Genomic DNA, 13368 nt, shown 5'->3' with positions numbered 1-13368 from the left:
TATAGCAAATGGATAGTTTTTGGGAACACCTGCAAAATTTAACAGATGCCCGATCAATTATAAGCTTAGGGTTCTTCTTTCTGCTTATTGTTGTTTTTGCTGAAACCGGGCTGTTTTTTGGTTTCTTTTTACCTGGCGACTATTTGTTATTCATGTCGGGCCTACTCTGCTCAACCGGCAGGTTTGATATTTCAATTTATACCCTTGTTTTATCACTAATTGCAGCTGGCGTTTTAGGAAATTATACCGGCTACTGGTTTGGGTACCGAACGGGGCCGGCCTTATTTAATAAAAGCAATTCTTTCTTCTTCAAAAAGCATCATATTAATGTTGCGCAGGAATTTTACGCCAAACATGGGGGCAAAGCATTGGTTTTAGGGAGATTTTTCCCAATAATTAGAACTTTTGCACCTATCTTTGCAGGAGTTGTTAAAGTTGACATTAAAAAATTCACACTTTATAACTTTGCGGGCAGTATTGCCTGGGTATGTACATTTACCTTATCCGGTTATTTTTTAGGCCGACGGTACCCGCAATTAAAAGAATATATTGAGTATATTGTAATTGGTTTAATAATAGTAACAAGCGTTCCGCTGATTTATGCGTTGTACAAGCGAAATCAGCACAATCGCGAAAAGGTTAAAGAGTTAAAATAAAATTTATAAATGAGTACACAACATCCATGGCACCAGGTTTCGCCCGGAGATAATATTCCCGAAATTGTTAATGCAATTATTGAGATCCCTAAAGGATCCAAAGCCAAATATGAGATCGACAAAGCATCCGGGCTGTTAAAGTTAGACAGGGTTTTATTTTCGTCGGTAATGTACCCGGCTAATTATGGGTTTATCCCACAAACGTATTGTGATGACAATGACCCTTTAGATATACTCGTACTCTGCTCCATTGATGTATTCCCCATGTCAATAATCGAGGCAAAAGTTATTGGCGTTATGCACATGGTTGACAACGGCGAACAGGACGATAAGATCATCGCGGTAGCAAAAAATGATATGTCGATCAACTACATCAACGACCTTGCCGAACTTCCTCCGCATGTAATGGTGGAAATTGTACGCTTTTTTAAGGATTACAAAAAACTGGAAGGTAAGAATGTTACCATTGAACACCTTTTAGGGATGCGATATGCACATAAGGTGATCAAAGAAAGTTTGGAATTGTATAAGTCTACTTTTCCCGTGTACCAATAAATAAACTATGGGGCCTGATCTTGAAATAAACGGTTTTTACCTTTTCCTTACCTTTTTCCTGGTTTTGCTGAACGGCTTTTTCGTTGCGGCAGAATTTGCTATGGTTAGGGTCCGCGGTTCGCAGGTTGAAATTAAGGCAAAATCGGGCAGCCCGGTAGCAAAAGTTGCCCGGGGTATTTTACACAACCTTGATGGCTACCTGGCGGCTACGCAACTGGGCATTACTATTGCCTCTCTTGGTTTGGGTTGGGTGGGCCAATCCGTTGTAACTGCTTTGATGCTGCGGATGTTCCTCACCTTTGGGCTTGACATAAAATCAATATTTATTGTCGATACAAGCCATATTGTGGCATTTGCTTTTATTACAGTGTTTCACATCGTGTTCGGCGAATTGGCACCAAAGTCTATCGCCATACAACGATCAGTGCGTACCGTAATGACAGTTTCGCTCCCGCTGCGTTTCTTTTTTGTAGTGTTTAAACCTGTAATCTGGTTATTAAACGGCTTCGCCAATTTTATTTTAAAGCTGATGGGGATCAACCCGGTGCAGGGCGAAGCGTCTCATAGCTCTGAGGAACTGCAATACCTCCTAGACCAGGGAAAGGAAACAGGTGCACTGGATTCAACCGAGCATGAGCTCATCCAGAATGTTTTTGATTTTAACGAGCGCATCGTTAAAAACATCATGGTACCCCGTACTAAAATATCAGGCATAGAACTCGGCACTACGAAAGATGAGTTACTTGAAATTATTATAACGGAAGGTTACTCGCGCATACCTGTATATGATGAAACTATTGACAAGATCGTGGGAATCGTACATGCAAAGGATATTTTACCCTTGCTGGCCCACCATGAAGAGATTATTTTAAAAAATATTATCCGTAAACCCTACTTCATCCCTGAAACAAAAAGGATCAACGACCTGATGAGCGAGTTACAGCAAAAACGTATCCAGATCGCAATTGTGCTGGACGAGTTTGGTGGCACTGCCGGAATGGTGACCCTTGAAGATATTGTGGAAGAATTGGTGGGTGAGATCCAGGATGAATACGATGAAGAAAAACCAATTGTTGAAACGATAAACGATCGTGAATTTATTGTAAACGCCCTTGCCCCCATCTACGATGTGAACAGCCACCTGCCGCATGATTTGCCGGAAGATGGCGATTTCGACACGGTATCAGGATGGCTTGGTGACATTTTCGGCAAAATACCGGATGTTGGTGAGCAGAAAGAAGCAAATGGTTACAATATCACGGTATTGAAAAAATCCGATCAGAATATTGAGTCAGTAAAGCTCGAGTTGCTGATTAACGAAGAGGATGCGTTAGATTTACATTGATCTGCTTTAACGATGCACCTTTTTTATACGCCAGATATTGACTCAACCTGCCAGCAATATTTTCTGACTGAAGAAGAAAGCAAGCACTGTACCCGCGTACTCAGGCTTGAGAAAGGCGCAGAACTGCAATTGATCGATGGCAAAGGTGGTTTATATACCGCAAGCATTTTGGATGCCCATCCAAAAAGAACATTGCTTCAAATAATTTCCGTAACCCACAACTTCAATAAAAGAAACCACTATTTACACATCGCCATTGCCCCAACCAAAAATATTGAACGTATTGAATGGTTTTTGGAGAAAGCAACAGAGATAGGCATTGACGAAATCTCGTTCATCATCTGCAAACGATCGGAAAGAAAAGATGTAAAGACTGAACGCCTGAACAAGGTGGTTACGTCCGCAGTTAAACAATCGTTAAAGGCCTACCATCCGCTTTTGAATGAGCCGATAAGTTTGACTAAGCTATTTACCCACCCTTTTGATGGACAGAAATTTATTGCACATTGCGAAAAAACAGGCAAAACCAGTATCGCCGATGAGCTGAAAACAGGTGGCCGGTATTTGATATTGATTGGGCCCGAAGGCGACTTTACGACCGACGAAATTGACGAGGCTTTGCAATACGGTTTTAAAGCAATAACTTTAGGCGAAAGCCGTTTGAGGACCGAAACTGCTGCGTTAGAAGCCTGTTTTGAAGTGAACTTTTTAAACAGAGTTAGTTGATTTTATTGATAGATTAGTTGACTTAGTTAATATTGATGATTAATCGAAAAAAATCGCTTATAAGGACGGGGATGAAACCCTTGTTGACGCTTTGCGCTATTGTGTTTTTAATGGCGATCACCAGTTTTAGCCCACCTACCTATAAAATGGCCAAACTAAAATATAATGGTGGCGGCGATTGGTACGGCGACCGGACAGCCCTCCCTAACCTGATAAAATTTTGTAACGAAAAACTCAAAACTAATTTTCAGCCAGAAGATGACGTGGTTGAAGTTGGCAGTGCTGAATTGTTTAACTATCCTTTTATTTTCATGACCGGCCATGGTAACGTGATTTTTTCGGACCAGGAAGCGCAAAACTTAAGGAAATATTTAACCGGCGGCGGCTTTTTGCATATCGACGATAATTATGGCCTCGACCCTTATGTTCGGCCGCAAATGAAAAAAGTATTCCCTGAGCTTGATTTTGTTGAGTTGCCGGTTAACTATCCAATCTACCACCAAAAGTTTGATTTTCCATCCGGCTTACCAAAAATTCACGAGCACGACGATAAACGCGCACAAGGTTTTGGATTGATATACAAGGGCCGCCTGGTTTGCTTCTATACCTATGAGTGCGACCTGGGCAATGGCTGGGAAGATTATGGCACATACGCCGGCGATACACAGGAAACGCGCTTAAAAGCCTTGAAAATGGGCGCTAACCTGGTCGAGTATGTTTTAACCCAGCAATAGTCACTATAATCATAAACACTAATGTCGAAAGCAATCTCCAATTAACTAACCTCTAATCTCCCGCCCCCATGTACAAGGTAAAAATAAATGATAAATACAATTTCGAACTTGAAAAGAATGGCGATAGCCTGTTGATAAATAATGAAAAGATTGAGGCAGACGTAAAACAGTTAAACAATACCGTCTATCATATCATCAACAACCTGCAGTCGTACAATGCAGAGATGATCAGTTTTAACCGCGCCGAAAAAACGGCTGAAATAAAAGTAAACAACAATATTTATACAGTTACCGCAAAGGACCAATTTGATATTTTACTGGATAAACTTGGCCTAAGTAACCTTAATGAAGCTAAGGTTAGCGAAATAAAAGCGCCTATGCCCGGCATGGTACTTAAAGTTTTTGTTAGTGAAGGAATGGACATTAAAAAAGGCGATAACCTTTTTGTTTTGGAGGCTATGAAAATGGAAAACATTATCAAAGCGCCGGCGGATGTAGTGGTTAAAACAGTTAAGATAAAACCTGGGGATAAAGTAGAAAAAGGGCAGATCCTGATGTTATTTTAAGCCGGATCAACTTTTATTATCCATAAAAAAGGCTTCCCGATTTTTTCAGGAAGCCTTTTCAATATCTAAAGATTAGAATTATTGTTTCGCGTTAAACTTCTTTGATTGTTTGATGCTGTAATGCGGTTTGCCTTCAGGATGAATTTCAGGCTCGCCTACTAAGGTCATTGCACAACGGAAGCCAACGGTTGAACTTGACTCGTCTTCATTCATAAAACGACGGGTTGCAGGGTTTAACCAGAACGCCATATCGTTCCATGAACCGCCTTTATACACCTTTGAATGATCGCTTACCAAACTGGTAGTTCCATACAACGAAGTATTTACTGTATCGTTATAACCCCTGTTATCAGGATTAAATTTCTTTCCCTCCAAAGCATTTTTTTCAGCGGGGGTCTGACCGGGAGCCGCACCCACAGCTGCTCCTGCGTTAGCAGTATTTGGCTGGTTAGGGTTTGCACTTTGTGCCTGTTGCAATGCTAGTAACTCGCTGTATTTCAATTTTTTGTTTGATACAGAAGCATCTTTGATCGGGCGGCCATACTTATCTTTGGCGTACAAACCTTTTGAAGCATCAGCCAGACGCTTATTGCTAAACTCGTTACCACGGAAAGGGTTAAAATCTTCAACTTCTTCAAATGAGGTTTGGCGGTAGGTATCCTGAACCCATTCATTTACGTTACCGGCCATGTTATATAAGCCAAAATCGTTTGGCGGAAAGTCTCTTACCGGCGCGGTAATATCCGCTTTATCATTCAAATATCCGCCTACACCCATATTGTCGCCCAAACCGCGTTTAAAGTTGGCCAATATCATACCCCGGGTAGCTCTTTTTGACGACCGTACACCTAAACCATTCCATGGATAAACTTTATTATCATCAATATTTTCAAATTGAGTATTGCCTATCAAACCTAATGCAGCATATTCCCATTCGGCTTCTGACGGTAAACGATATGCTTGTTTTAATATACCGTCTTCCATACGCACGTGCCTTACAGGCTCTTTTCCACCTTTTCCGTTGGCACCTGTAGTTGGTTTGGCGTTAGGGCTTAAATCAACTATCATTTTTTTACCATCAATACCGGGGCCCGTATATTGACCATTCAGATAAATATCTGTATTAAAAGGATCTTTATTTGATGCTGCGGGCGCAGCTGCTTTGCCTTTTTTGCCATTCCCGTTTAAGTCATTCCAGGCAACCATACGCCCGGTTTCACGTAAAATATTTTCGTTAACACGGTCAGTACGCCAAACGCAATAATCCTGCACCTGGTCCCAGCTAACACCCACAACAGGGTAGTCCTGAAAGGCCGGGTGCCTTAAATAGTTATCAACATAGGGCTCATTATATGCTAATGCATTACGCCAAACCAAAGTATCAGGCAATGCATTGTAATATAATTCGTGATCCTCCGGATAGGTAACACTTATCCAGTGCATGTAATCAATCCAATCCTGGTTGGCTACTTCAGTTTCATCCATGTAAAATGAAGGAACTGTTACCCTGCGTTTTATGTTATTGTAATCGTACGTAACGTCCTGGTCGGCACTACCGCCCATTACAAAGGTACCGCCTTCAATAGGCACCAAACCTGGTCCGGGAGTTGGGTGAGTCTTCCTGAAACGTTCGTAACCGCCGGTTTTTTTGTCATTGTAAGTAATACCGGTCTTTGAAGATTGCGCGTGTTTACTGCAGCTGCTTATCACTGTGCCAATGCCCAACAACACAATCGCAGTTCGCGTAAAAAGTACTTTCATATTTATACTTTATTTTTGGAATGTAAATTTATAACATTTTGCTTAAAATGCTAATTCTATTACCTAAATCTTTTAAAGATATTAATCTTTATTTGAATTTAAACGCAATCCAGGCTTATTGTGTTACATTTAATCCAAATAATATGGTGGAAAACTTCTTGGTTAACTTATACGTAATAGCCTTCAAATAGCATATATTTATTATTTAAAATATAAAAATATAAATTTCACATGATGTTTTTCTCTACCAGAGCTTTAATTATTTTCAGTGGTATATTATGTCCCGTTTTGGCAATTGCTCAAACAACGGGACCAAATGTTGATGGTACTACATACAATACTTCTTCCCTGGCTGCTGTTCCGTTTTTGAATATTACCCCCGATTCACGGTCAGGGGCATTAGGCGAAGCCGGCGTGGCCCTTACAGCAGACGTGAATGCAAATTACTGGAATCCAGCCAAACTTGCATTTTTAGAAGACAATGACAATGTCTCACTCTCTTACAGCCCATGGCTACGCCAATTGGTCCCGGACATCAGTATGTCTTATTTAAGTTATGCACATAAAATTGATGACCGCAACACATTCGGTGCATCTTTAAAATATTTCAACTACGGCACCATCCAATTCAGGGACAATACGCAAAATGACCTGGGCACCTATTCGCCAAACGAATTTGCGTTGAACGGATCATTCGCCCGTAAATTTGGTGAAGAGTTTTCGCTTGCGCTCACCGCTGGTTTTATCTACTCAAATTTATCAAATGCTGTTTTCGCTACCGGAACGGGCGCACAGGCCAGGGCAGGAACTGCTGTGGCAGCTGGCGTTGCTTTGTACTATAACCATAAGATCCAGGAATTTGGTACCGATGCGATATTTGCGTTCGGAACGAATATTTCAAATATTGGATCAAAAATCAGTTACAGCAATAATGGCCCGAAGTATTTTTTACCGGCAAACCTGAAAATTGGCGTTGCCAATACGATTAACCTGGATGATTATAACCAGCTAACTTTTACTGCAGATTTTAACAAACTATTGGTTCCAACGCCGCCAATTACTGATGCCAATGGGAATATCGTCAAAGGCGTCAGCAATGACGTATCAGTACCGGTTGGCATTTTCCAGTCATTTTCTGACGCACCGGGAGGTTTTAAGCAGGAATTACAGCAAATTACCATTTCAACCGGCCTTGAATACTGGTACAACCAGCAATTTGCCGTACGGGCTGGTTATTTTTATGAAAATCCAAATAATGGGGGCTCGCATTACCTCACCATGGGCATAGGTTTTAAATATGATATTTTCAATTTTGACTTCTCGTACCTGGCGGCGAGCCAGCAAAATAGCCCGCTAGCAAATACGCTTCGTTTTACCTTAAGTGCTAACTTTGGCGGAGATAAAAACGCTAAAAAGCAATGACAAAATTAAGGGTTGGGTTTGGATTTGATGTTCACCAGTTAAAAGATCAGCATCCGTTTATTTTAGGCGGCGTAGATTTACACCATACTTCCGGGGCTTTTGGCCATTCAGATGCAGATGTATTGTTGCATGCTATTTGCGATGCCCTGCTCGGCGCTGCCAATTTGCGCGATATAGGCTTTCATTTTTCCAATACGGACGAGAGGTGGAAAGGGATCAGCAGCCTGGTTTTATTGCAAAACGTAGTAATACTTTTAAAAGAAAAAGGCTGGCAAATCGGTAATATTGACGCCATGGTTTGCCTCGAGGCCCCCAAAATAAACCCTCACATCCCTGCAATGAAGGTTAATATAGCCAAAGCCGCAGGCATTAGCGAAGAAGATATCTCCATAAAGGCTACCACTAACGAACAATTGGGCTTTATTGGCCGGCAGGAAGGCATTGTAGCCTATGCGGTTTGTTTGATAGAAAAGAACTGAGATTTGACAATTTGAAAATTTGGTAATTTGAAAATTATAAATCATTTTCAAATTACCAAATTTTCAAATTCACAAAATCGGACTAAACAGTCGCTTCTTTCTTAATAGTCACATTTCCGGTACGTTTTAACGCGCCCCATCCATGCAACTCGCCTTTTAATGCCCTGCGGATGGACTTAAACAGCACATAATACATCAGCTGGCGCCATATAAAGCGCTGCGGGATAATGTAAACCAATTTTTTATAGTCTTCCTTCTGCATCCAAAAGGCAATTATAGCCACTATGAAGTCTATCAGCACGAATCCAACGTAGTAGGTAATTATCCTACCCGGCTTATCACTGAATAAACCAATAATCATGAACAGGTCAGCAAGCGGAGAAAACAAAGGCAAAATAATTTGAAAAACTAAAATATTAGGCATGCCCAGCATCCCGAAGAACTTATACTTTTTATTGAAAAGCGCGTCCTTGTTTTTCCAGAAACTTTGCATCACGCCAAAGCTCCAACGGAAACGCTGTTTTAGCAAGCCATTAAGCGTCTCGGGGGCTTCGGTGTAGGCAATAGCGTCATCGCAATTACGTACCACATAGCCTTGCTTTAATATGCGCATGGTAAGATCGCAGTCTTCAGCCAGGGTATCGTAAGTAAAGCCACCGGCTTTGTACAGGGCTGATTTGCGGAATGCGCCAATGGCCCCGGGCACCACGGTGATGCTATTGATCAGGTCAAAAGCGCGCCTATCCATATTTTGGGCAGTAATGTATTCTATCGACTGCCACATGGTTATCAGGTTAGTTTCGTTTCCAACTTTAACAGTACCGGCAACGGCGCCAATTTCCTCATCGGTAAAATGGTTCATCAAATGATAAACGGCATCATTTTTTAGCTGTGTATCAGCATCAATACAAACCACAAAATCATTTTTGGCATGGCTGATCCCGAAGTTGAGCGCCGAAGCCTTGCCCCCGTTTGGCTTCGAAAGCACCTGCACCAAGGGGTGGTTTCCGTAGGCATTGTTTACCAGTTCGTATGTTTTATCTTTAGACCCGTCGTCAACAAAAATGATCTCGAATGAGGGGTACTCCGTTTTCAATAAACTTTGTATGGTTTTAATAGCGGTTACTTCTTCGTTATAACCTGGAACTATGATACTTACTGCAGGCAATTTAGCGGGATCAGTAACTGCCTGTTCAATTTTCTTATCCTCGCTGTATTGTCTTAACGCAAGTATTCCAATCAATATCACACGGCCAACGGCAAGGAAAATAGCAGAAAAGAATAAATAAATAAGGAACCAGTTACCATAAAAGTAAAATTCAATCAGAAAATTGTATAGCGAGCCAAGCACGCCTGAATTTGCATCATCCTTAATAGGTGGCATCAGGTCGGCTTTGTTTTTATGCAAAACATCAGCAATAGTGGTGAATTTGTACCCATGACTTTTAAAATAATGGATAATTTCCGGCAGCGCTTTTACAGTTTCTTCGCGGGTATCACCACCTGCGTCATGCAGCAATAGCATCGAACCGGCATCTTTCTGTTTGATAACACGGGCAACAATACTGTCAGCGGTTACACCCGGCTGCCAGTCCCATGGGTCAATGGATTCGCCTATGGTGATATAGCTTTGTTTCCTGCTTTCCGCTACCGGTATAACTTCCGCCAGGGTTTGCGGCTCGGCATCCGCATTGAAAGGCGGCCTGAACAATATGGTGCTCCTGCCTGTAACTGATTCAATCAGTTTCCTGGTCGCATTCAGTTCGAGATTCACCCGCTGCAGGCTTATTGCGGAAATATCGGGATGAAAAAACGTATGGTTACCGATTTCGTAACCCTCGTCAAACTCGCGCCGGAGAATGGGTACATTTTTTTCGGCCATTGATCCAACCACAAAAAATGCTGCCGGAACATGTTCTTTTTTTAAGATATCGAGAATCCTTGGCGTATAATCAGGGTCAGGACCATCGTCAAACGTTAAAACAATTTTGCCCGGATCGTACCCGTATTTGCGGATAACATATTTTGTGGGCAGCTTGATGTATTGCTGAGCAGTGATCACAAAACTGGAAGTATCCATCTGCACATTGATCTTGCCGGTAGTTGGGGTAGTTACCAGGTCGAGCACTTCGCCGTCGCCATCGTAATCTATTTTATTATTTAACCCTACAGATGTTAATCTCTTAACGTCGATACCCGTTTTCTTTAATGAATCTATTGACAAATTCTTCTGGAAGAATGTCCATAACCGGGGATCTTCGCCACCCAGCCGCCAAAGGGCAACGCCGCCCGTCGCCCAATCATCGGCCATACGGATAACATTAAAATTGGTAGCCGCATCAGTAAAATAAACTGTATGCTCAAGACTGTCAAGGTCATAATAATTATAATGCAGATTAGCTGAGGCCGGATCGAAAGTTATCTTGCTGCCATTTTCCTGTGCGTAACTAATCGCCTCCAGGTAACTCATGGGTTTTCCGGTACTGCTTTCGGGCCAGTCGTACCCCCCACCCTGAACCGTTAAAATAACTTTTTCACTAGGTATCCGGGAGCAAACATTATCCAGAATTTCTTCCACCCAACGCTGGTTTGATAGATCGCCTGCATTGCTTCCGTCATTATGCTGATCTATCGCCATCACAAACAAAAAATCATTGATATGCTGCAGGCGCTCTAACTGGTACTTTTCATCATCCGGAACCACGTTTTGCGTAACCAGAAAACCCAGCGGGTGCAGAATAGCATAAAGCTCATTTTCAAAAGTGATATAATTTTTGCTGTTGATGTCTTTTAAATCATCAAAATCAAGGTTGACTCCTTTGAACTTATACCTGGTTAACTGACTGGCGATGTTATAGATAAGCTGGGTACGAAGTTTTTTACTTTTGATGATTCGTTCAACATCTTTGGTATCATAACTACCTTTTTCCTTATCAGAATTAACGTAGTTTGAAAGCGAGACGATAACGGGCTTCTTAAATTTTCTATTTAGATTTATCAGGCCGGTATCAATATTAGCGACCATTGTATCATGCTTTGGCAATAAAAAGAAACCTTCGCTAACCACCATATCCAGGTGAGAGATATTGGACGCGAGTGAGCCATAGGCTTGCGGCTCCCATGCCTTATAAAATGCCGCGTTGATACGGTCCTTATTATTGGGGCGTTTTAGCTGGTGCAGGTGCCTTGTACGTGCCAGCTTGGTGATTTCATTTTTATCAATTTTGAAATCCTTATATTTTTTTGACCTTTTTAAGCTCTCGAGTTCTTCTTTAGTAAGCTTTTTGGGTGCGGGATTTAAGTTTGGTAAACTTGGATAATGCTTGGATGTTACGGTAATGATTGCCGCGAGTACACTACAAACCAGCACGATGATCAGCACACGGCTAATCCATTTAAAGCGCATCCACCGGCCAGGGGTATCCGTTTGAAAAACTTGTTTATCAGCCATTAAATTCTTACAATAATTTATTTAGGTACGTAATGATCAAATAGGGGGATTTGATATTATTTATGGTTTTTTAACCTGGTCAATTGCCGAAAAATCGACTCCGCATTTGCAATTTTCGCCACAGCCTTTTTTTGCAAACAAATTCCTGTAAACAAGCCTGCCCACATAAAACAGTGCTGCGGTAAATAAAATGGCTACTATAATGATCTGGATATTCACGTTACAAATTTAATACAATTTATATATATACGTACAGACATGTTAAATAGTATTTGGTTTAGGAATGGACACGAAGATTAACGAATTTGTTTGAATTTCACTAATGAATTGACACGAATTACACGAATGGATTCGAATTTTCACTAATGAGAGAGCCGCCGCTTGATATGATTCGTGAACATTCGTCCTTATTTGTGACATTCGTGTCCATTAAATTCGTCCTTATTCGTGAAATTCGTGTCAATCATTTCATGAATGCGATAGTCCCCCCTACCCAGTCAAAATCCTTATTATACCTAACGCCTATCATTTTTCCTTTACTTAAGCGGGCCAAATTAATGGCCAAAGTTGGTTTTTCATCACCATTTGGCCAAAGGTATAATAGCCTGATCTCTATCTTAACACCACCGTCCGGCGCATGCAAAACAGGTTCGTAATTTACTTTTTCCTGCAAGATCCAGTTCTCCGGATCCTTTATATTTTCAATGTCATTTTTACGCACATCAATAATTACACCCTGCCCTGCAAACGAAAAGAGTGGTTTTAGCACATAGTTTTCCAAATCGGCAGGAATATCCTTTACCTGGTGTAAAAATTGAGTTTTGGGGATGTAGTCCCCCTTTAAAAACGGCATGGTAAACTTGCTTACCCGGTAAAACCAGTTGGGGTGGGTTATCCATTCCACATCCAGTGATTGCCGGATATCAACTACTTTATCAAAAGCAGCGGGGTCGCCTTCTATCTCATCAAAAATTAAGCGATTATAGATCCGTTTGATCAGTTTTCTTTCGCCCCCGGCCCGGTAAAAAAGCTGGTTACCGTCCTGCTCCATTTCTTCAAGCGACACGATGGGCGTACCAATATATTTTCGGGTATGTTCAAAATCAACTGCAGTTTTTTGGTGATGGGCATTCACATCCATCAATACCACTTCTGCCGGATCATATTCTCCAATTATTGTCCTTTTTAGCAAATCGATATAAGAAGATTCGTCTAATCCGCTAAAATAAACCGACCATTCGTCTGTAATATCAAATGCCTTCGCATAGCTTTTAGCCAGGTTAACCTGGAAACCAAACAAGGATGGGAATCCCTGCAACTCGATCAATTTTGGAACAATATTGCCGTTTTCGTCGCTGCAAACCCCAAAATCAAGTGCAATAAAATGCGGGTGATCATTTTCATTGGGGAGCCGCCACTTATCGGGGATGGCTCTTTCGGTGAGTTGTTTAAAATCAGGTTCAAGGATAACGTTAATGATATCGTTACCTGCTGTAATGAGCCTGCTTTTAAAATCATCGGTCAAAAAAACCGGCGTTTCGGCTACGCGGAAAGCAATCGGGTTTTCAAGGTCTTTATTTAGCAACGCCAAAAGCTCATTGTACTTTTCTGCGGTAAATTTTTCGTTGAATGTTTTTCTGGCAGATGGCTCCATAAGTTTAAAACAGGCTTAT

At 41.4% G+C, this 13368-nt stretch carries 12 protein-coding genes; 8 read left to right on the top strand and 4 right to left on the bottom strand.

All coding sequences use genetic code 11. From position 1 onward, the window contains the following. Positions 1-8: 8 nt before the first annotated feature. The 6 genes from QZY09_RS00615 to QZY09_RS00590 all read left to right on the top strand — a co-directional run bounded on the left by QZY09_RS00615 (position 9) and on the right by QZY09_RS00590 (position 4582). Complete coding sequence (locus tag QZY09_RS00615; protein ID WP_295666758.1) at positions 9-656, top strand: VTT domain-containing protein; 648 nt, start codon at positions 9-11, stop codon at positions 654-656. Positions 657-665: 9 nt separating this feature from the next. After that, on the top strand, positions 666-1211 hold the full coding sequence (locus QZY09_RS00610) for an inorganic diphosphatase (RefSeq protein WP_295666756.1): 546 nt from the start codon (positions 666-668) through the stop codon (positions 1209-1211). A gap of 7 nt (positions 1212-1218) precedes the next feature. Next, entirely contained in the window at positions 1219-2556 is a 1338-nt protein-coding gene (locus tag QZY09_RS00605) for a hemolysin family protein (RefSeq protein ID WP_295666753.1), read from the top strand. A gap of 12 nt (positions 2557-2568) precedes the next feature. After that, the gene (locus QZY09_RS00600) at positions 2569-3282 is read left to right on the top strand and encodes a 16S rRNA (uracil(1498)-N(3))-methyltransferase (protein WP_295666750.1); all 714 of its coding nucleotides are present in this window, start codon (positions 2569-2571) and stop codon (positions 3280-3282) included. Positions 3283-3353: 71 nt separating this feature from the next. After that, positions 3354-4016, top strand: coding sequence for a DUF4159 domain-containing protein (locus QZY09_RS00595; protein WP_295666747.1), 663 nt, complete (start codon positions 3354-3356; stop codon positions 4014-4016). A 68-nt stretch (positions 4017-4084) separates the two neighbouring features. Next, on the top strand, positions 4085-4582 hold the full coding sequence (locus tag QZY09_RS00590) for an acetyl-CoA carboxylase biotin carboxyl carrier protein subunit (RefSeq protein ID WP_295666744.1): 498 nt from the start codon (positions 4085-4087) through the stop codon (positions 4580-4582). A gap of 78 nt (positions 4583-4660) precedes the next feature. On the opposite strand, the gene QZY09_RS00585 is transcribed toward QZY09_RS00590, so the two are convergent. Next, entirely contained in the window at positions 4661-6343 is a 1683-nt protein-coding gene (locus tag QZY09_RS00585) for an SUMF1/EgtB/PvdO family nonheme iron enzyme (RefSeq protein WP_295666741.1), read from the bottom strand. Positions 6344-6574: 231 nt separating this feature from the next. Here QZY09_RS00585 and porV point away from each other — a divergent pair, with 231 nt between their 5' ends. Together porV and ispF are read left to right on the top strand one after the other, a co-directional pair. Next, positions 6575-7765 (top strand): type IX secretion system outer membrane channel protein PorV, encoded by a 1191-nt coding sequence (gene porV, locus QZY09_RS00580; protein ID WP_295666738.1) that lies wholly within the window; start codon positions 6575-6577, stop codon positions 7763-7765. Then, entirely contained in the window at positions 7762-8244 is a 483-nt protein-coding gene (gene ispF / locus QZY09_RS00575) for a 2-C-methyl-D-erythritol 2,4-cyclodiphosphate synthase (RefSeq protein ID WP_295666735.1), read from the top strand. Before porV ends, ispF begins: the two co-directional genes overlap by 4 nt. An 82-nt stretch (positions 8245-8326) precedes the next feature. On the opposite strand, the gene QZY09_RS00570 is transcribed toward ispF, so the two are convergent. From QZY09_RS00570 to QZY09_RS00560, 3 genes are all read right to left on the bottom strand, one after another. After that, entirely contained in the window at positions 8327-11695 is a 3369-nt protein-coding gene (locus QZY09_RS00570) for a glycosyltransferase (RefSeq protein WP_295666732.1), read from the bottom strand. 60 nt (positions 11696-11755) lie between these two features. Continuing rightward, positions 11756-11914 (bottom strand): FeoB-associated Cys-rich membrane protein, encoded by a 159-nt coding sequence (locus tag QZY09_RS00565; RefSeq protein ID WP_295666729.1) that lies wholly within the window; start codon positions 11912-11914, stop codon positions 11756-11758. Positions 11915-12158: 244 nt separating this feature from the next. After that, entirely contained in the window at positions 12159-13349 is a 1191-nt protein-coding gene (locus QZY09_RS00560) for a hypothetical protein (RefSeq protein WP_295666726.1), read from the bottom strand. Positions 13350-13368: the final 19 nt, after the last annotated feature.

The sequence above is a fragment of the uncultured Mucilaginibacter sp. genome (genome assembly GCF_903913935.1).
Taxonomy (GTDB): Bacteria; Bacteroidota; Bacteroidia; order Sphingobacteriales; family Sphingobacteriaceae; genus Mucilaginibacter.
This window is presented reverse-complemented; position numbering and strand designations above follow the sequence as displayed.

Coding starts and splice junctions, on each gene's coding strand:
- QZY09_RS00615 (WP_295666758.1), top strand. CDS start 9: ATGGATAGTTTTTGGGAACACCTGCAAAATTTAACAGATGCCCGATCA.
- QZY09_RS00600 (WP_295666750.1), top strand. CDS start 2,569: ATGCACCTTTTTTATACGCCAGATATTGACTCAACCTGCCAGCAATAT.
- QZY09_RS00560 (WP_295666726.1), bottom strand. CDS start 13,349: ATGGAGCCATCTGCCAGAAAAACATTCAACGAAAAATTTACCGCAGAA.
- QZY09_RS00585 (WP_295666741.1), bottom strand. CDS start 6,343: ATGAAAGTACTTTTTACGCGAACTGCGATTGTGTTGTTGGGCATTGGC.
- QZY09_RS00595 (WP_295666747.1), top strand. CDS start 3,354: ATGAAACCCTTGTTGACGCTTTGCGCTATTGTGTTTTTAATGGCGATC.
- QZY09_RS00570 (WP_295666732.1), bottom strand. CDS start 11,695: ATGGCTGATAAACAAGTTTTTCAAACGGATACCCCTGGCCGGTGGATG.
- QZY09_RS00590 (WP_295666744.1), top strand. CDS start 4,085: ATGTACAAGGTAAAAATAAATGATAAATACAATTTCGAACTTGAAAAG.
- porV (WP_295666738.1), top strand. CDS start 6,575: ATGATGTTTTTCTCTACCAGAGCTTTAATTATTTTCAGTGGTATATTA.
- QZY09_RS00610 (WP_295666756.1), top strand. CDS start 666: ATGAGTACACAACATCCATGGCACCAGGTTTCGCCCGGAGATAATATT.
- ispF (WP_295666735.1), top strand. CDS start 7,762: ATGACAAAATTAAGGGTTGGGTTTGGATTTGATGTTCACCAGTTAAAA.
- QZY09_RS00605 (WP_295666753.1), top strand. CDS start 1,219: ATGGGGCCTGATCTTGAAATAAACGGTTTTTACCTTTTCCTTACCTTT.